Annotated in this window: 18 protein-coding genes; 4 read left to right on the forward strand and 14 right to left on the reverse strand. The window is 42.5% G+C overall.

Annotated features, from left to right (window positions below; all coding sequences use genetic code 11):
• Positions 1 to 61 precede the first annotated feature (61 nt).
• From ACESTK_RS13985 to ACESTK_RS13995, 3 genes are read left to right on the forward strand one after another with little or no spacing between them, the layout of a single operon-like run.
• Entirely contained in the window at positions 62 to 1,363 is a 1,302-nt protein-coding gene (locus tag ACESTK_RS13985; protein WP_173718696.1) for an adenylosuccinate synthase, read from the forward strand.
• Positions 1,360 to 2,301 (forward strand): aspartate carbamoyltransferase, encoded by a 942-nt coding sequence (gene pyrB, locus ACESTK_RS13990; RefSeq protein WP_118580546.1) that lies wholly within the window; start codon positions 1,360 to 1,362, stop codon positions 2,299 to 2,301. Before ACESTK_RS13985 ends, pyrB begins: the two co-directional genes overlap by 4 nt.
• On the forward strand, positions 2,301 to 2,726 hold the full coding sequence (locus ACESTK_RS13995) for an aspartate carbamoyltransferase regulatory subunit (protein ID WP_373120014.1): 426 nt from the start codon (positions 2,301 to 2,303) through the stop codon (positions 2,724 to 2,726). The genes pyrB and ACESTK_RS13995 overlap by 1 nt, the downstream gene beginning before the upstream one ends.
• Positions 2,727 to 2,811: 85 nt before the next feature.
• On the opposite strand, the gene ACESTK_RS14000 is transcribed toward ACESTK_RS13995, so the two are convergent.
• The 14 genes from ACESTK_RS14000 to ACESTK_RS14065 form a co-directional block, all read right to left on the reverse strand.
• Positions 2,812 to 3,174: an MmcQ/YjbR family DNA-binding protein gene (locus tag ACESTK_RS14000; RefSeq protein WP_118580540.1), complete on the reverse strand. Its 363-nt coding sequence runs from the start codon at positions 3,172 to 3,174 to the stop codon at positions 2,812 to 2,814.
• A 587-nt stretch (positions 3,175 to 3,761) separates the two neighbouring features.
• Entirely contained in the window at positions 3,762 to 4,058 is a 297-nt protein-coding gene (locus ACESTK_RS14005; RefSeq protein ID WP_118580537.1) for a hypothetical protein, read from the reverse strand.
• Positions 4,048 to 5,964, reverse strand: a complete 1,917-nt coding sequence (locus tag ACESTK_RS14010; protein ID WP_226855588.1) for a VirD4-like conjugal transfer protein, CD1115 family — start codon at positions 5,962 to 5,964, stop codon at positions 4,048 to 4,050. Before ACESTK_RS14010 ends, ACESTK_RS14005 begins: the two co-directional genes overlap by 11 nt.
• Positions 5,957 to 6,973, reverse strand: coding sequence for a DUF6017 domain-containing protein (locus ACESTK_RS14015; RefSeq protein WP_118580534.1), 1,017 nt, complete (start codon positions 6,971 to 6,973; stop codon positions 5,957 to 5,959). The genes ACESTK_RS14010 and ACESTK_RS14015 overlap by 8 nt, the downstream gene beginning before the upstream one ends.
• A 27-nt stretch (positions 6,974 to 7,000) precedes the next feature.
• Entirely contained in the window at positions 7,001 to 8,068 is a 1,068-nt protein-coding gene (locus tag ACESTK_RS14020) for a hypothetical protein (protein WP_207749349.1), read from the reverse strand.
• Positions 8,069 to 8,209: 141 nt separating this feature from the next.
• Positions 8,210 to 8,848: a DUF6100 family protein gene (locus ACESTK_RS14025; RefSeq protein ID WP_226855589.1), complete on the reverse strand. Its 639-nt coding sequence runs from the start codon at positions 8,846 to 8,848 to the stop codon at positions 8,210 to 8,212.
• Between the two features lie 73 nt (positions 8,849 to 8,921).
• Positions 8,922 to 9,479 (reverse strand): DUF5697 family protein, encoded by a 558-nt coding sequence (locus tag ACESTK_RS14030; protein WP_118580531.1) that lies wholly within the window; start codon positions 9,477 to 9,479, stop codon positions 8,922 to 8,924.
• Positions 9,480 to 9,690: 211 nt separating this feature from the next.
• On the reverse strand, positions 9,691 to 12,516 hold the full coding sequence (locus ACESTK_RS14035) for a hypothetical protein (RefSeq protein ID WP_226855590.1): 2,826 nt from the start codon (positions 12,514 to 12,516) through the stop codon (positions 9,691 to 9,693).
• Entirely contained in the window at positions 12,413 to 12,907 is a 495-nt protein-coding gene (locus ACESTK_RS14040; RefSeq protein ID WP_177968933.1) for a hypothetical protein, read from the reverse strand. Before ACESTK_RS14040 ends, ACESTK_RS14035 begins: the two co-directional genes overlap by 104 nt.
• 22 nt (positions 12,908 to 12,929) lie before the next feature.
• Entirely contained in the window at positions 12,930 to 13,754 is an 825-nt protein-coding gene (locus ACESTK_RS14045; RefSeq protein ID WP_118580528.1) for a hypothetical protein, read from the reverse strand.
• 11 nt (positions 13,755 to 13,765) lie between these two features.
• The gene (locus ACESTK_RS14050) at positions 13,766 to 15,829 is read right to left on the reverse strand and encodes a transglycosylase SLT domain-containing protein (RefSeq protein WP_118580525.1); all 2,064 of its coding nucleotides are present in this window, start codon (positions 15,827 to 15,829) and stop codon (positions 13,766 to 13,768) included.
• 3 nt (positions 15,830 to 15,832) lie between these two features.
• Positions 15,833 to 18,205, reverse strand: coding sequence for a hypothetical protein (locus ACESTK_RS14055; RefSeq protein WP_373120017.1), 2,373 nt, complete (start codon positions 18,203 to 18,205; stop codon positions 15,833 to 15,835).
• A gap of 71 nt (positions 18,206 to 18,276) precedes the next feature.
• Positions 18,277 to 18,660 (reverse strand): hypothetical protein, encoded by a 384-nt coding sequence (locus ACESTK_RS14060; protein ID WP_226855591.1) that lies wholly within the window; start codon positions 18,658 to 18,660, stop codon positions 18,277 to 18,279.
• A 245-nt stretch (positions 18,661 to 18,905) separates the two neighbouring features.
• A complete protein-coding gene (locus ACESTK_RS14065) occupies positions 18,906 to 19,406 on the reverse strand; it encodes a hypothetical protein (protein WP_118580522.1) in 501 nt (166 codons plus the stop codon).
• Between the two features lie 175 nt (positions 19,407 to 19,581).
• Between ACESTK_RS14065 and ACESTK_RS14070 the strand changes: the two genes are divergently transcribed.
• Complete coding sequence (locus ACESTK_RS14070; protein WP_118580519.1) at positions 19,582 to 19,830, forward strand: helix-turn-helix domain-containing protein; 249 nt, start codon at positions 19,582 to 19,584, stop codon at positions 19,828 to 19,830.
• The last annotated feature ends 122 nt before the right edge of the window (positions 19,831 to 19,952 follow it).

Genomic DNA, 19,952 nt, shown 5'->3' on the forward strand with positions numbered 1-19,952 from the left:
AAGCGTATTATGTACCCGAATAAAAAAGGGAAACAGGAACGTGTTTTCAAAGGAGGAACAAATGCTTACAGCAGTAACCGGTATAAACTGGGGCGATGAAGGAAAAGGCCGTGTGATCGATCTTTTAGCGGAGCAGGCAGATGTGGTAGTCCGCTACCAGGGCGGCAACAACGCAGGTCACACAGTGGTCACCGACCAGGGTAAATTTGTCTTAAATCTTCTCCCATCTGGTATCTTACATCCAGGTGTGGTATGTGTCCTCGGGGACGGAATGGTAGTCGATCTGGAACATCTTTCCCGGGAAATCCATGAAATAGAGAAAAAAGGAATCCGGGTTACACCGGATCATCTGAAGCTTTCAAAGCGTGCCACGATCTCCATGCCATGGCACAAGGTACAGGATGAGTTAGAAGAAAACCGGCTGGCAAAAACCGGAAGCGCCTTTGGCTCTACCCGCCGTGGAATCGCCTACGCCTACAGTGACAAGTACCGTAAGAAAACCCTTCGTCTTGGGGATCTGCTTCATTTAAAAGAGGATTCCGTAAAAGCCAGATTAAAAACCATGCTGGAGGCAAAAAACCTGGAGCTTGCAGGCTGCTATCATCAGGAGCCAATGTCTTACCCTGCTCTTCTCACCTGGTGTGAGGAACAGGCAGAACTCTTTGGCTCCTATATTGCAGACACGGGTGAGTTTCTGGAACAGGCACTGTCAGAGGGCAAAAAGGTAGTGCTGGAAGCCCAGCTTGGCGCCATGAGGGATATTGATTATGGTATTTTCCCCTATACCTCAAGTTCCTCTACCATTTCTGCCTATGGCCCGATCGGTGCCGGAATTCCGGGAAAATCCCTGGATCATGTGGTGGGCGTTTTAAAAGCATATTCTACCTGTGTTGGTGCCGGTCCTTTTGTAGCAGAAAAGGCAATGTCCGATGCCTGGGAAGAAGAACTTCGAAAAGCGGGCGGTGAATATGGTGCTGCCACAGGCCGTCCCCGCAGGGTGGGACCGTTTGATGCCGTAGCCAGCCGTTATGGATTAAAATGCCAGAATGCAGATCAGATCGCACTTACCAAAATGGATGTCTTAAGTTCCATGAAAGAGATTCCCGTGATCACAGGCTACAAACGTGACGGTGTTGTGACCATGGATTTTGACCCTATGGATGAACTGGACAGCTTTGTCCCTGTAGTAGAAATGCTCCCGGGCTGGGAATGCGATATTTCCGGCTGCCGGACGTATGAAGAGCTTCCGGAGAATGCCAAAGCCTACATCCGTATCCTGGAGCAGCTTTTGAACCATGAGATCCAGTTTATTTCCGTCGGAGCCAGACGGGATCAGTTTTTAACAAAAGGAGCCTGGTTATGAGACATTTGATCGATCCACTTGATTTTACCCTTGAAGAAACTACAAAAGTTCTGGATCTGGCAGACCGCATTGCAGAAAATCCGGAAGTGTACAGCCATGTGGCGAATGGGAAAAAGATTGCTACTCTTTTTTACGAGCCAAGTACCAGAACACGTCTTTCCTTTGAATCTGCCATGCTAAGCCTTGGAGGAAAGGCCCTTGGCTTTGCTGGTGCTGAGCAGTCCAGTGCCACAAAAGGAGAAACGGTAGCTGATACCGCCCGGGTGGTAAGCTGCTATGCAGATATCATTGCAATGCGGCATCCCAAGGAAGGCGCTCCCCTTCGTGCCTCCATGTATGCCACAGTGCCAGTAATTAATGCCGGGGATGGCGGTCATAACCATCCAACCCAGACACTGATTGACCTTATGACTATCCGTCAGAGGAAAGGTCATCTGGATCATCTGACAGTTGGCTTTTGCGGGGATCTGAAATTTGGACGCACCGTACATTCCCTGGTAAACAGCCTGGTACGTCATCCTGGAAACGAGTTTTACTTCATCTCCCCGGAGGAACTTAAGATCCCGGATTACGTGATGGAAGAGACCTTAAAGCCAAACCATTCTTTTTACAAAGAAGTCACCAGCCTGGAGGAAACCCTTCCCAAGCTGGACGTGCTCTATATGACAAGAGTTCAGAAAGAACGTTTCTTTAACGAGGAAGATTATGTCCGGTTAAAGGATACCTATATTTTAAACCGGGAAAAATTAAATCTGGCACAGCCGGATATGCCGGTTCTCCATCCTCTCCCAAGGGTGGACGAAATTGCCACAGACGTGGACCAGGATCCAAGAGCCGCTTATTTTGACCAGGTGCAGAACGGAAAATATATCCGTATGGCATTGATCATGGCTCTGCTTGAAATCCCGGATCCGCTGACAGGAAGGACGGTGCTGTAATGTTAAAGATTGAATCTATCCAAAACGGAATTGTGATCGATCATATCCCGGCTGGAAAAGGAATGGATATTTACAAGCTTCTGGAACTGGACTCCCAGAAACAGTCCGTTGCCCTTTTGCAGTCTGTAAGAAGTGAAAAATACGGCTGTAAAGACCTGATTAAAATAGAGGGGCTTACAGAGCCTGAGCTTCTGGAAGTCCTTGGTTACTTAAATGAGGGTGTCACGCTGATCGTGATCCGTGATGGAAAAGTGGTAAAAAAATACCACCCTGTTCCGCCAAAAACGTTAAAGAATGTAATCAAATGCAAAAATCCCCGCTGCATTACCAGTACGGAAGCAAACTGTGAGCACATCTTCAAACTGTCCTCCAGTGGAAAATATAGATGTATTTACTGCAACCAGGAAGCTTCCCTCTTAAGATAAAGAATAATACATCCTCCCTTGTACATCGCTTAAGAGGAAAATACCCTTTAGGTTTATTTCTATTCCTAAAGGGTATTTAAAAAAATTATTTTCTTCCCGTATCAATTAAATCATAACTCATATCCAAAAAATCCAGTGTTTTACCATCTCCAACAGAGCCATCCAATACTACAGATATCCAATGCTCCTTATTCATGTGGTACCCTGGCCTAATCCCATAGGTTCGTGCAATAAACCCATTTAACTCCGGATTGCATTTCACATTCATAATGTCTACGCTTCCCTCTTCCGGAATTCCTAATTTATTCTTATCTACATTCATAAAAACTGCATACCATTTTCCGTTTTTATGCCGAAGCACCGCTGACTTAGGATCCCGCTTCCAAAGATGCTCCGGTGTTGTTCCATATTGCTCTTTTACATACTGATAAATTGCCTCTTTTGTCAAAAAACTTCCCCCGCTTTACTTCTATAACTCTAAACCGAAATATATCCTCATTATAGAGAGTGTGAGAAACCGTGTCAAGATTTTTGGCTCAAAGGATCTCACGATATTTCCTAAAGCATTTTGTTTTAATTTTCTGATTTTTGGTTCCGGTTTTCGATTTTTTTATAATTTTCATAAAATCTATTGACTTGTTTTCATTTTTCAATTATTATAAAGATGATATTCTTTTAAAGTTTTTTTTCATTATTTGTTTCATCATTTTCTCCTACTTAAGAACAATGTTTTTTAGCAGCGCCCCTAATTGCAGCTGCAATTTGTTGCTTTAAGTATGGCCTTTGGTCCCAAAATAGGAACCTCAAAAAAGGAGACTCTTCTATCCTCTATGGAGTCTCCTTTTTTGCTGCCTTTTTTATAAAAAAATTCAGAGCTATTTGCAAAATCCGAATAATCTCTTCTGCAAAATAGCCCTGAATTTTCGGTCCGTAGACCTAAGTATTAAAAAGTGAAAACTAAATTATGTTTCTTTATATTAGCATGATTTATTATAAAAATCAATAGCTTTATAAGATATTCCAACTTTGTATTTCCTACATTTGATTCTCGTACCGAAGCCTGGAAAAATACCAGACTTTCCCCTGGATATACCTGCAAATATGATTATCCAATAAATACTTCTTTTCGCACAGCTCTGGATTATCTTTTTTCCAACTGCTCTTTTCCAGAAATTCTTCTAAAGAATCATATATTTCAATACATCCTGCCGCTTTTATGAGTCTGCTAACATCCGTCTCGTTTATGTGGATATCAAATTCCCGCATGAGAAGGATCTTAAAACCATACCGTACCATGGAATTGTCTTTGATCTGTGCCAGATCAATTGTCATCCGGCTTCACCTCCCTCCCAGTAAATAAATCTTCCACTCGTGTTACGCTTTGAACAGGATTCGTTTTTTTGCCTGGTTTTCTTTTGGGCTTTGTATCAAGTGCAACAGGTTCTTCCCAGGTCTCACTTATACTACCTTCTGACTGAGGTTGAGTAGATACATCATCTTCCTGCCCCATATATGAAAAAGGCTGTTCCTGTGTTTTTTCCTTTTCCCATTCTTTGTACCACTCTGGGACGTGTTCCACAACTTTTTCCAGACGGAGCTTCTTTGCATCTTCATGTTCGGTATAGTCTAATTTCTGGAACTTCAACACATTGTGGCCACGAATAATCAAGATTCCCTGGTTTAGTGGATAGCGAAGCACCTCATCTGGAAGAAGGAGCTGCCTTTTTCCAAGGGATCTTGACTCTGAATATTCCGGTACATAGTCAGTGGCACGTATGGTATAATAGTTTTTCCTGATAGAAGCTACTGACACCGTAATCTCTCCAGTCCGGTCACTATAATAGGTTGCGGTTGTCATGTCATTACAGCCAAGAAAAATGGAGAAATCACAGCCTCCAAGAATTTCCTCCCACTGATTGTCCGGGTAACGGTTCTGAAGCTGTGGAATGTTCTGGAACAAGATACTCATGCCAATTCGCCTGGATCTGGCTGTTGCAAGCTTCTTTTTGAAGTCAGGAACCACGCCGATGTTGGGGAACTCATCAAGGATGAAACTTACTGGAACCGGCAGCACGCGCTCTTCAGTCCGATCAGCCAGACGAACCAATTTGATGATTAGAAATGAGGTGAAAAGAGTTGCCAACATATCAAACGTAGAATCCTGATCGGATGTGATACAAAAATATGCACACTTTTCTTTTCCTGGAAGTGAAAGATCGATATCCGTATGACTGGTGATTTGTTGTACCAGTTTATTTTGCAAAATCTGTAACCTGGTTCCAAGACCAAGCACCGCATTTCCTTTTACCTTTTCCGCTTTTGCAAAGAGCTGATATGGCCCTTTTGCTGGATGGTTCGTTGGCAGTCTTTCAAAAATCGAATCCAGCATATCGACACTTTTATTGAGCAAGAGTTTATAGGCCTCCGCAAAGGTACGCTGCTCTGGCGGATATTCCTCATACACATACAGGCAAAGAGCTTTTAATAAATCCATCTCCACATTATCGTAAAAATGATCAAATTTGTCTGTGGTGTTACGAATTACCACATCACAAAATACATCGATCAGCTCTCCCTCATCAATTTCTGCCAAACAGTTCCAGGCATCCGAATGCGTCAGCTGAATCAAGTTCAATTGTTTTACCACATATCCTGAATCTTTCAGATACGCACATAAGTCCTCATAAAGTTCGGATTTGGGATCCGTAATGTACATGCTCTCCCCACGGCGCACGCACTGTAATGCCATGACTCTTGCAAATGCCCTGGATTTCATAGAACCCTGGGAGCCGCAGACAGCAATGTTCCGGTTTAGCCTGGAATCTACAGGAAGGCTTAGAACCTTTCCTGTTCCAAGCTCCCTGCCAAATATGATTCCATTTACTCCGTCTATTGTTTTATCAGCCCTTAATATCTCTGCCTGTTCCCCTTCTTTCATAAAGCCAGCAGTTCCGTAAGTACCCTGATCGGACAACTCAAAACCACGCTCATCCTGTAATGGGTTTTCACTGCCACGATAAATCACGAGTGCCGTAAGAAAGAAAAGTACCAGAACCGAGAACAGGATCCACATCCTGCCCCCGGTGCTGGTCCATCCTGCCGCCATACAGTGAATAGGGTTAAGGTCAACATTTGCATCTCCAAGAAGAATGTATAAAAATCCTCCCATGTATCCTGCTAACAATACTGCCCCAATGATTACAAGAATCAACTTCCATTTATCAAATTTTTTAAACATCCTTTTTCCTTTCATCACCTCTCATTTCTTCTACTATGTGATATTGATATAGGTTATCGTAATAGCTGCTCATTGTGTTGACAGCATTATATAGTGCTGTAAGAAGGACCGCCCGGATATTCCTGGCCTTTGTGGTATTGGAATCCATTCTGAATAAAACAAAATCCACATGCTCTTTTGTTAATTTGGCAAATTGGGCTTTTACCACATTTGCTGGCTTCTCTTCCCGGTTCACCCGGATTATCTCTGCGGATGAAGTCATCACATCCACAATCAATCCCAATATTTCCCCTACCCTGTCATCATGTGGATGATCCAATATCAGGTTTTCATACTCAATCTGCCGTTTTATCTGATCTTCCACTTCCCGATATGAAGAGAGGGAGAAATCTTTGTTAAAGTCTTTGTATGTATTCTTTGTATATGTCTCCCCCAAATCGGGGACAGCTGTCACTTTTTTCGGGGATACCCTCTCACTTATATTAGTGACCCCTGTCACTTTTTTCGGTGGGGGCTGTCCCCCAAATGAGTGATAGGGGGTATCTGGTATCCCTATGAATGCATTTTCCAACGTTTCCGGATAGGTTAATTGAATTAATACATCTACATCCAGATTTAGGAACATGACATTGGAGTAAAGTTGCCCTTTGATGTTGACTGTCCGAAATACCCTTGTTACCACTCCTAGCTTTTCCAGTTCAACGATAGCGTTCACCGCATCTCGTTTCGTGATACCAAACTGATCCGCCAACTGCTGATAGTTTCTCTGTAGAATGTCAGCCTGGAATTTCTTTTTGAATCCGCACAACTGCCCGGTTGCCTCATCCCGGATTTCCACAGGCCGATACCAGTACACAATGTCCGCCAGAATAATAATCGCATTTAAGTTTGGTTTTCCGGTTTCTTTTTTAATTGTGTGATACCAGGTGGACGGAATGACATTTCCCGTAAACTGCAGGCGGCACATCCTGTTTACTGTTTCACTTCCAGTGTCAAATAGATTACTCATAGACACCTCCTGACTTAGACTGTGGGCTTATTCGTCCCTGCCCTTAGTCAGATATTCCATGATTTTATCTGTATTCAGCTCACGAACCCTCACCCCCTCTCCAAAATATGCTCTGAGCACATTCGCCTGGTAATCTAAGCAGATGATTGTTCCTTTCTGCTTCCAGCCAATTTCCTGCTTTATGCGGCACAAATGACGCATATCCAATTCATGACAGAAATAGATTAGCTGCATGTCCTTATCAAAGCCCTCGCTTAAGGCGTATTGTTTACGCCTTGGATACTTTACTAATGTTGCTAACAGATTTTTTATCTTCTCCCGTTTCCAGGAAGTTAATAGAAGCTCCATCTGAACCTTTGCGTTATCTGTCCGCGGGATGTAATAATAGTGTTCGTACACATCATCTACCTGATATAGATTTTTGCGAACACCGCCATCACTATTTAAAAGTTCAAGAAGGAAATCCATAGTATTTCCCAAGATAAGCGAATCAGCCTGTCGTAATCCTCCACCAATTAACAGCATACGTTCGGTCCAGGTACGCATTGCCATTTCCATCTTTTGCGCCCATTTCATTCTTTTTGCCATGGTGTTGTAAACGACATAAGCTGTATCCCCGGTAAGTAGCACGCCGCAGGCTCTGGAACCCTTGATTGCTTCTGCGCTCTCTTTGTATTCCAGACTGCCATAATACACTGCTTTTTTCCCACTTTTTTCAAACCCATTTCCAAGATCTGGCTTCTGGCTTTGAAAAATCTCAATACCCATCTTCCAAAGAAAGACCCATACCTCGCTCATCCGATAAAGCCGCAGCCTCTTTTCCGGTTCACTTTTCACATGATTGGTCTGTGCAGATCCAGAAAGAAAAAAGGAAAGGTCATCTTCATACCTCTCCAGAAGATACCTTTTCCCTTTCCTCCTTAACACATACCCCTTATATCCGCCTGCATTTCTCACAGAGATATAATTTTCCTTTTTCAGCCTGGTAATAAGAGCTGCTGCATAAGATTCTGATTCTACAATTTCTCCTACCAGGCCTGCTGGCAATTCCCCTGATATCGCAATCAGTCTTAACAACACATCCTCCTTTTTCATTTCCACCTCCCACTCAAAATCAATAAGAATCTGTACCCTATATGTTGAATACTTGGGTATCTTTTCTGGATTCTCATATCCCAAAATGCCTTATTCTTCAAACACTTAAATGCCTATTCTATATATCGAATTTTTCTGATCTTAAAGTGCTTCTTTTTCGATATCCAAAAGCTGGCTGTTTTCACGGATCCAGCCTGGAAATTTCTTAGCCTCCATCACATATAATAATGTGCCATCTTCCATTCCAAGCCTGGTTGTATGAAAAGTATCCACATAAAAACCACTATCTGACTTCATACAGAAACTGGAAACAATGTCCAGTACATGTTTTTCCTCAATGTTATCGTGATCCCGAACACGCCCTACCAAAGGCAGATTTTTATTATAAACATGCACAAAACAGACAAGGCATTCTTCGAAAAATGGGATTTCCAGCGCCTTTTTTACCCGTTCCAAGCACCAGTTCTGAAGTGCTGTATGCAGTGGCTTGTATAAAAAATCCGTGTAAAAATCTTTTCTATGGGGCACCAGAAGTGGCAATGCCACCTTTAGGATTCCCTCAGAAAATTCCACCTCGATTCCATGAATGGTCACAAGCTCCGCCTTGTAGTTTTCGTATTGAACTGGGTTAACTGTCACTTCTAAGGTAAGCCTTCGAAGCTTATCGGTTAATTTTTCAGATGTTTTTGCGGCTTCCAGGACTAACTCCGTGAAATAATCATATTGAAGTTCCGATTTTAAACGGACACACGAAGTAAGAACATTCCGCGACTCCGCCATATATTGCTCCATCCGCCAGCTTAAAGCCTGAGTCTCATCCAGCTGGTCCTTAATTTTTCCAAACGGCTCAGTACTATTCTTCTGATCCGCCTTGACTATATTGGTAATACTCGACTTCCCCACCTTCTTTCACAACACAATACCCAATCACATCCGCTATGTGAATAGCCGATATATAATCGGGATTTTCGACTACAATAATATGTCCGCAACTGTCAATTTTTTTCCGCGAAAACAGATTGTTTACCACCGTAACTTCCGCCTCTGAAATATACAAAATATCAAAGATTTCTCCCTCTCCGTAGAATACGATCCGTACCGGATACTCTTCCTTCGAAGCAGGAAAGTGTTCTTCCACTTGTTTCTTTTTCATCACATCAACCAGTACCCAGACAGCCTTCATAGTTCCCAGATCCTTAGCAGCAATTGCTTCCTCACTTGCTGCCACCACTTCCAGTTCTGGATGAATGAAAACCTGCCGCTCTTTTTCCAACGCCTTAAATGCTTTTCCAACAAAATGATCCCTGCCATCTAATGCAAAATAAGCATAAATCTGTGCCTTTTCCAAAACATGGTATTTCTGCACAAGCTCTCTGGTTTCAGCAATGACAGGTCTTTGTTTATTCTCCATTTTTTAATACCTCCAGCCAATCTTTTCAATTATCTCTATGACGCATAAAGGACGTTTTCTTTACGTCATTTATAACAACATTCACATTTTTTGTGATAATACGTCTTATAAGTGTCTTTCTATACGTCATTAATAACATTTACTGTTTTTTTCAAACACGAATACGTCATGAATGCTGTATTCAATACGTTTTCTATACGTCCTTTATGTGTCATTCCGTGTTCCCATAAGCGGATTCCCCATACTTTTGAATTTTGCCTTTTAATTTCTGCAGGTCTTTCCGGTCTGTTGTGATCAGATCCTTTTCTAACTGACTTGCCTTAAACTCTACAACCAGGTTATTGCTATTTGTTGAAATAAGTCCACAACCTCTCTCAAAGTGAACAATAGAATTAAACTCCGCTTCTGATAAATCCAGTTCCTTTTGTATCAGCTCTGCCTCTGCCACCTCCAGGTTTAAAATGATTTTGGTTTTCGCGTTGCTTAAGATTCCTCTTCCAATCTTGCCTCCGTTCAACTCATAGTAATCAACAAGATCCTGTGAGGCACTGATTGCAGCTCCACCATAAGCACGAATGGTTTTGTAGATTTCCTGGATATAGTCAGCTGCAAGTTCATTAGAGGACAACAGCTTCCAGGCTTCATCAATGAAGATTGCTTTTTCTCTGGTTCGGTCTTCCTTCGTCCGAGACCATACGTAATCAAGTGCTACAAACATTCCAATCAGCAGATCTCCTGATAATTCAGAAATGTCAAGCACCACATATTTATTATTCAGATCCACATTCGTCTGCTGGTTAAAGCTGGCTGCGGAACCGTTCACCAGACGGTTTAAGATATTGGCAAGCCGCTTACACTCTTCCTTTCGAAGAAGGACTTCGTGTAAATCTCCCAGGATTGGCATTTTTCTATAACCCCCTGGCTTTGTCGGATCAAACAGACTCTGGTTATCATGGATGATTCCCTTTTCCTGGTAACAGAGCACCATAGCCTCATCAAGAAGCTGCTTTTCCTCATGCGTCATATCTGGTACCAGAAGGCTGAAAAAGATATGCAGGCTTTGGATCTTCACAGCTAGTTCTGAACGTTCCGAAACATATCCATCCAACAGCTCGCTGGTTGCTTTATCAGACTTCCTAATTTCCATAACGTTGATACAATTGGAAGATGCTGGCGAAATCTGAATGAATGTGCCACCAATGTTGTTGCAGGCCCTGGCAAATTCGTGTCCCTTATCCGGGGCGATAATAAATACCTGGATATTTTTTCTTCTCATACGAAGTGCCATAAGCTGCATGGTGAAGGTCTTGCCAGAACCGGAAGTCCCGAAAATAACCATATTGGCATTTTTATAAACAGACGTATTGAAAATATCCACCAGAACAAGGGAACTGTTTGCCTTATTCACGCCCATCAAAATACCATCTTTATCCGACATTTCATAGGCAGTAAATGGATAGCAGGCCGCAGCTCCTGATGTTAGAACATTTCGTTTGGATCTTTCATAGATTTTCTTATCCAGGCACAACAGGGGAAGAGAGGACAAAAATCCCTGTTCTTCCCCGAATAGACACTTGGATACCCCGATATCCTGCGAATTTAAGAGCTTTATCATCTCTTTTGAGCGCCATTCAACTTCCCGCGCACTATGCCCTGTAACGGTAATTAAGGTGCTCATATAGTAAAATTCTTCGCTTCCAGAGAGTCCACGTTTCAGGTAATAACCTGCCTGAATGGATTCACTTAAACTGTCAAAATCACTGTTGGAATCAAAGGTATCTTTTATTTTTGAGCGGTTCAAACGGATCCGCCGCCCGATCCGCTCCATGCTTTTATTTTTATCCTGGCGAAAGAAAAACAAATCTATATCAATTCCCTCACCAGCGTTAATGAGAAGGGAAAGCCATCCAGCAGGCACCCTGGAACGATATCTGCCAGATGGAATATAGAGGTAGGCATGATAAATGCCATCCAGAATCACATATTTATAGCTTTTAAAATTCAAAGAATCTGGTGCAATCAGCTCTGTCACCGGAATTTTTGCCACACTTTCTTTCCCATTTTCCAGAATATAATGATTCCGTACTTTTTCAATCCGCTCATCCAGCGTTGTTTTAAGGCTCGTATCCCGATTTAAAAGCTGATAAAACACTTCCACACAAAACCGGGTTTCGTTTTTATGCTCCAGGACCACATTTCCGCACATGGCAAGATATTTCTTCGCAGTCTGTACCGCCGATTGCAAGTATAAAAACATATCTCTTTCATTTACAGATTTGGTTCCGCTTAACGGATATTCAAAAATGAGAAAGAAACGCCGTGTGATGGCTTCCCTGGTTCCCAGCTGTGTCAGGAGCTTTGCATAATCTTCCTGTAAGATTCTACATCGTTCATCTGGTTCCTGTTCTGCTTCTCTTCGTATCTTCTCTATGTAATCCTTGATATCCGCCTTTTTGGATAAAATCTTGAACTGTAAATTGGGCGGTGCAATTTTCAGATACGAGGCAAAAGAATAGATGATATTTCTTTTCTCAGGTGCCGACCGCAACAGAAAATTAATAGGTAAAATCTCAATGATTTTAATGTACCTTTCATCTTTTGTTTGAATCACTCCATTTTTTATCTGACTGATTGGCAAATAGGACGAAGCCCAGGTCACTGGAAGAATATCCAGGTCACCGGCGTTCTCTTCCCTGCCTTTTGTTTCTACCGGTTCTGTATCTTTCACCGGAATAGGCTGTTTTTCCTTTACAGTTTCTTCCTCTGTCTGCACAGCCAGATTTTTCCGGAGGCTGCGTTCTTCTGCTTCCTGTTCATGGAACCGGGCGACAGCTTCCCGTTTTTCTTTTTGCGCCTGTAATCTGTCTTCTTTTTTCCGAAGTTTTTCTTCCTGCACATCCTGGCGTTTTTGAAGTCTGGCAGTATTCTTTCGCTCACGCTCCTGCTGCCGTTTTTCCCTTTTTTCGAGTTTCTCGGATTTCTTCGCCTCCTTCAGTTTTCTCTTCAGTTCTTCGACTTCGCTTCCGATCTCTGCCACCCTCCTTTTTTCTCTTTTTATGTTCCCGTCTGCAGCGTTTCTTCTGCTGTTTCCGGATACGGCGGTTTCGTTTCAAACGGTACTGACCGCTTGGTGCAGTTAAAACACGCCTTTTCACCATATACGAAAACAGCTGAATAAGAAAAGAGGAAAGACTTTCGCCCTGGACACCGATTACTGCCAATATCACAAGCGGCAGAATCAGGATGATCCCGACATAAATCTTCCCTTTTATTCCAAGATTTAAAAATACTAAAAAGCGGATTCCAACGAGTGCCAAAAATGCTGCTTCTACCACATTTCGGGCTTCTGCCCTTCCAGAGAACAAAGTTCCATCTCTTACAAAATTAGGTGGAATGATATATACGTCTGAATGGTCATTTTGTGTCATTTTTTGTGAAGCTCCTTTCCTGTTATCTCTTTTTAGACCATATCAGGCCACCGATTGCGGCAATTAGAGCCACCCCTACGCCGAGCAGTATAAATAGATTCTTCTGTTTTACTGCATCCACGATATTCACCTCCTGTGCTTGATTTTCTAAAATTCCCTCTGTCTCCTCTTCCTGTCCTTTCTCCGGAAGCACATTCATTTCATCAATAGGATTTTCATTTTTCTCTGCAGCCTGAGATTCTTCCCCTGCTGCAGGGATTTTCTCTATAACGACTTCTGTTACTGTAATCTTTTGCACCAGGAGACCTTCTTCTGGAAGATTCAGATACATATTCGAAAACTCTGTTACATAAGACAGATCTCCTGCTGTTGCACTTACAGACTGAATCCGATAAGTTCCACTTCCAGTGGACAGATTCCACTCATAGAAGTTGTCCGCATTTAGGAATACAGTTTGGATTATCCCATTTTGTTCTTCTAAAGCAACCTCTATCGTACCGGTAAATCCATCAAAAACCTGTGCCCGAAATGCAATGACGGCAGGAACCTGTTCGGTACCTGTATAATTATCCTCCAACCCTGCTTCCATGGATTCCGAGCGTCTAAGGATAGCGCCCTCTTCATCAAAGAGCACATATTTTCCAGCTGGATTGACGGTATCATAGCCCCAGTCATTCCGAAGCATTTCTCCACTTTCCAGATATCCATGTCCGCCATCCCAGGATACAATCTGTGGAAGATCTGTAGCATTCTGCGTGTCAGTGTTTGCAAGTACCGTAGTTGGCATTGCCAGTAATGCAGAAGAATATAGGCCCATAAGCAATCCATATTTCAAGTGTCCGTCCATACTCAAACCTCTCATTTCCCAATGATCCAAAAGGCTCCATCTGCCAGGTCACGGCCGTAAGAAGCAATCGTTTCCACGCTGTACACTTTTCCAGTACGTTCCCTGCTGGCACAATCGGCAATGGTGATATAGCCATCTTTGGTAACACCCGTCAGAACAATAAAATGCCCGCTTCCACTACCCGTGATGGTGTAGGCCTCACAAATTTCCACCACCATTTTTCCGTCTTTCAAGGCATTTACAACATCTCCCATTCGGTCTTTTCCCACTCTTTCACAGTTAAGTCCCCAGTGATGGGCTGCATTCATCGGAAAGGAATGACATGTTCCAAGCCCATAGATATATTCCCCGTTTGCAATGGAAAACGCGCAGGTCATCTCCGGAGTCACCGTCTGCCCGGTTAAGGTTGAAATTACAATAGCAAGGGATGTTGGACCGCATCCAGAGGCTTTGATCGTACTGGCTCCATAAGACATGGTAGCCCAGGGATCTTCTCCCTGGTTATAGTACACAACTTTTTTGACACCCTTTCCCACCGTGTCATAGGTAATAATATCCCCGGTCGCGTCAATATTACCGATATAGGTATCACTCCCACTGGTTCCGCCAGTCAGAAAGTCCGTCCAGTGAAAGACATTGTAAAGGGCATTTTTGACAGCTTCTACACCGCCTTGCAGGTATTCCAACAGCTTTAATACAAAATTGAATGTGCTTTCATTTGTCACATATTTATATTGATAGCCGCTGCTTCCTGTCAGCTGTGTGTTCAAGATCAATGCCAGAGTGTACTCTACAACCTTTGTCGTTACTGTCCTCTTTTCTTCCCAGACATTGCCTCCCTGCTCCAGGACCTGCCGATAAGTCTGTTCATCTGTTTCTGCCCGGCTTCCATTCACATCCAGACAGTAGACTTTCTGTTCCATTTGGCCTTCCCATTCATCTGTTACAGTCCACGAAAAAAAGCTGTCCACATTTTGTGCGACAGCCTCCTTTAACACCTGATATGATTTCTCCAGGGACTCCTGATCTGTTTTTATTTCTGTGGAAGTACCGGATGTACTATCGTGAATCTCGACAAGCCCTAACACTTTCTTGACATAGGCCTGGGTTTCGGAATATGGCGGTACTTGATAACCATATTTGATAACTGCATAAGGTCCTGCATTATATCCAGCGACTGCAAGCTCTAAGCCATTGGAATAGCCTTTAAATTGCTCTACCAGCTGGCTGATGAATTTGGCGCCGCCCATAATATTCTGGTACGGATCATAAGGATTGGATACTCCAAGGGAAGCCGCCGTTTCCGGCATAAGCTGCATTAAGCCTATTGCCCCAGCACCTGATACCACATTCGGATTAAAATCAGACTCCGTTTTACAGATTGCAAGAAGCAGCGCCACTGGCACATTATAGGTCCTGGCAGCTTCCTGAAAATAGGCATCATAAGGGCTGGAAAGGTTGGTGTCCATATCAAGTCCCAGAACATTTGAATATCCAAGGAAAGAAGATATGGTGCTGTTGTCGCATTTATCCATGAGCATAACAGACAGATAATAGGATAAGCTTCTTTTTAGTTTTGTCTCAAACTCATCCACCACAACCAAAGTAGCATGCGCATATTTTTTCATCTGGTCTGCCTGGATTTCCTGCAAATGTAAATCCCTCTGCTGTCCTATGATCTGCAAAATCTCATTCTGATAATCTGCGTTTTGCAGAATTTGCTCCGCTCTGTTCCTGATATTTGCAAGCTGGTTGGACTGTGCCTCATTTGCATAGGAATCCGCGGTTGCAAACCCCAGATAGTTGAATATAATTCCGATCATGTTTGCAATAATAAACATCCACAAAAAAAGAAATAGAAATATAGCACCAAACACCTTCCAAACTGTTTTGCTGCCAGCCAAGGTTCCTACTAATGTTCCAAGCGGCCCTGCCATAGCAGTCCCGGCTGCCACACCAGAAGCAGTTCCACCAGCTTTTACAGCTGCCGATACCGCATAAGCAGCCTGTGCCGAATGAGCGATCATTTCACTCCCCTCATCAAGAGGGGAACTCTCTTGTCTTTCGTCATCCATAGCTTAATCCTCCAAGCTTCCGGTATCTCTGGTACCCTGTTTCTGTCCTCTTAACTCACTTCTTGATTTTGGAATTTCCAGGATTCTATGAGGATTGCGTAGCAGTTCCATATTCATAGGCATTTGTGCATCCTCCGTCTGGATTTCTTCCATACCATTTATTTCCTCTGAAAGTGTAAAGCTGTCATTTGCCTCTTCGATTGGATCCAGATTATCCTGTTCCAGGTATTCGTCTGGTTCCTGAATATAACTTTCTTCAGGTTCATTTATGCCATTTAAACCGTCTATAGCGAAATCTCCAGTTGTAGAATAATTTCCAAGGTCACCAGATTCTGCTGATTGTGCAGAAGACTCTCCCATGTTTGTAACCTGCTGCTCACTTTCTATATTCCCGGAAATACCAGAATCCGAATATGTAGGCGTTTCCATTTTGGGAACATCCGACACGTTACCAGAAGCATTTCCAACCTCTTCTGAAAAACTATTCGCGCAGCTTACCTCCGTATCTGGACTTGCATGAACACTCTCATTTCCAGACACAGCGTCCAGGATTCCAAAATCCGCTCTGGAATCAAAAGAAAATCCGTTTTCACCAGCAGTATTTTTATCTGAACCTAAATACTTGCTATTTAAGTGGCCAGATACATCCGCTTCAAAACCACTGGCAGAATAAGATCGTTCTCCTTTTCCATCAGAAGGAATATTTCTGCCTTCTTCCTGCCTTTTGTTACCAATGCCTCCTCCAAGATCCGTTTCCATTGCATAATCCGAAGTCCCCATGCCTGTCTCCGAAGCTGGATATTCACCAAGTTCTGCCATAATGCCATTATCACTGCTAAATGCAGATGCTCCTTCAAATGGCTGCGCTTCAAAAGACATAGAATCACTCCGGGCTGTGGTTTTTCCATCCGGGAAATCAGGTTCTCCTGGATTCTCCATTTCACCCAGTCCATTTACACTTGATAATGTTTCGGAGAATCCATCTTCCATAGTTTCGTTTGTAGTAACACCTTCTGAAGAAACAGCCTCTCTGCCTGAAGCTTCCTGATATTCTGGTAAGCTTCCCGTATTCAGATCCATTACAGTCCCTTCCGGTTCTACGAAATCATCGGATTCCATCCCAGGTTCAATTTCACTTGCAGATGTTACAGCAGTTGCGGCTGTCCCAGACACATAAGATGTACCAGAAGACTCCGTTCCATTTGCATGAATTCCCAGTTCGTCCAGCACATTTGCTGAAGCAGTATTTGAATGATTCACACTCTTGACACTTCCAGCAGCATTCCCATGCTTTTCTGGATATTCCGTATCAAAATCCCCACCCCAAAACAAAGATTCGATATCCACTTCATTTCCACCAGAGGGATTCATAGGGATAGGCCCCGACGGTCCGGTAAAGCCATTTGTGGGGTCTGTGTTTCCCATGTTCGTAGATCTTCCTGTACCGTTTCCACTTCCATCCGTTCCAGAAAATACCCTTCCTGCCTGTGAAAAAATACGCTGTGCCGCCATAGCTGCTCCAAGTGCTCCCATGCCAGGGGAAGGCCGTCCAAGATTCACACCTAACGCCGCCATATAAGAATCCAGCTTGAATGTAATTTTACAAAAGCCCACCAGACACAAAGTTGCTACAAAAAACTTCGTGAAACCATAACCGCTTGCCATCATATTTCCATAACCAGACAAAAACATCTTTAAACACCAGGCATTTAAGATGATCAGAACTACCTGTCCACCAAACATTTTCGACCAGGATGCAAGGATGTTGTTCGTGGACTTAGATCCACCGGTTGCAAATGCCAATGGTGCTGTATAAGAAAACACGCCCAGAAGGACATACCGTTCCGCAATTACAAACAGCATTTTAAAATAATTCCACGCAACTACAAACTGCATAATGAGCATTAAGATTGCTATGCTGATTGTTCCAAGCCCAAGCGGTGCTGTAATCCCCTCTAAGGCAGTTACATACTCCGAAAAACTTTGCACCTTGATGTCAGTTCCAATCACCCATTGATATGGGGTTCCCGCAATTTTCAATATGTAATTAATAACAGGCTTTGAGGCAACCACAAAGAACAAGCAGATGGAAGAACGTCCAATTAACTCGATTGGTTCTTCTGCATTTATTCCAACCTTCCCGAACATGGATTTGAACAGCTGCCAGATTAGAATCATAAGCAACAGCGCAATTCCCATAGGGACGATCACATTCTGGTACAAACTTCCTACTACAGAAAACAGTTCTTCAAACAGGGAGAGGTTACAGGATAGTAAATCTGTAAATACATCCGTAATCAGTCCCATCATATCAATGATAAACTGAGATACCATTTCTTTGACTGCATCTACCAGAAGATCCAGCAGCCAGCTCATGTTTCATTCATATCTATTATAGATACCCTCCTTTTATGCCGGGAGAGCTCCGGCTTTTTCTTTTCTTCAGATCATCCCGTAAACATGCTTTGTGGAATAATCTTTTCCAGATACGTTACAATCGCACCCAATGTCATAAGTGCCGCCCAGCAGATAACAATCCTTTTTAACCAGGATCTGGATTCATCCACAGTTCGTCCAGATTTGCTAAAATTCATTAAAAAAAGGCATACTGCCGCACAAACCACCGCCGCCACAGTTGCAATTCCAGCTACATCCGTATAAACCGTCTGCATCGCGTTTTTCGCAGTTGCAAAAATATCATCTGCATACACAGGTACTGCGGTCATAAGAAGTACACCTATAGCACAATATGCAATTGGTAGTACTTTTACAAGCCAGTTTTTCTTTCCAAAACATGCAGCAATTTCATCTTTTACTTTCTGTTTTTCCATAGATTTCCTCCCTTCAACCAAACTCCGGAAGATCAGCTTCTTACAAGGTCCTTCTGTGCAATCCGGGCGAAAAAAAAGACAACCACTTTTCTAATGGCTGTCTTTTCATACTTTCATAAAGTTCCTGGCTCTCTCATGCACCAGGTTCCGCATGCACAGAACTTTATAGTATTATTCTATTCGTTAAGATATCATATGTCAATTTCATAACGGTTGCATTATAGCTTCATTTGGATAGCAAAACACTACCGTGTATTTAACTCCTTGATTTTTAGTCCCAGCTGTTCAATCTCCTTGGAATAATCTTTCATCTTTACCTGATTATATAATTCAAAGAAAAACTCCAAATGTAAAAGAGAGTCTTTTACCTCAAATGAAAACTGATCTGTCATTGTCATTGCAGATACAAGAAAATTCTTTAGAAGTGTGTCTCCCGATGTACTCATCAAAAAAGCTCCCCAGTATTCCAGTTTTCCTGTGTGCCTCTCTTCATCAATGTCTAATGTCAGATTTCCGCCCTGCATCTTTGCAATCTCAGCAGCTTTTGGATAAAGATTTGCCAGCAAATAATCATAACATTTTTCACTTTTCACTAACTTATACTGAGAAAATTCCAGATTTGCTTTTTTCATTAACAAATCACAGGAATCCTTTGATGGCTTATTTTCTGTTTCTGATGCATTATCAGAAAATAGCTCTTCCATTTCTGCATCATATGCTTCCTTATAAAATGCTTCAAATTTCATTTTTCATTTCCATATACAGGTAAAATAACTTATCTGTATCCCTCCCACATTTTTTATTACTATATCACTTTTTCTTTGCTTTGACCAGTATAACGGACAATATAATTTTTCTTTTTTCATAAAATAGAAACATCAACGTTGACACCTATACTGGTCAAAAAGGGGGGGGATGTTTATGGAACAAAAACTAAGATGTGATATCAGCATTGGTCCAAACCTTCAGAAGCTCCGCAACAAATACGGAATCTCCCAGGAAAAGTTATGTGCCATACTCCAGCGAAATGGCTGTGACATTGGTCGCACAACTTACGCCAAATATGAGAATGGAGAGCTCAATGTAAAAATCAGTGTACTATTAGAATTAAAAAAATTATATAACTGTTCCTTCGATGCATTTTTTGAAGATCTGGAAGAACCAAAATAAGGAGCTGTCCTGAAAACGTAGTTCAGCGATAACCTATAAACAAGTATTCTAAATAAGCTCGCCTTTTGGCGGGCTTATTTCCTTCTCTTAATTATACAGTTAAAGAGATTCATTTCGGCTGA

This window comes from Ruminococcus sp. Marseille-P328 (genome assembly GCF_964249465.1).
GTDB classification, from domain to species: Bacteria; Bacillota; Clostridia; order Lachnospirales; family Lachnospiraceae; genus Blautia_A; species Blautia_A faecis.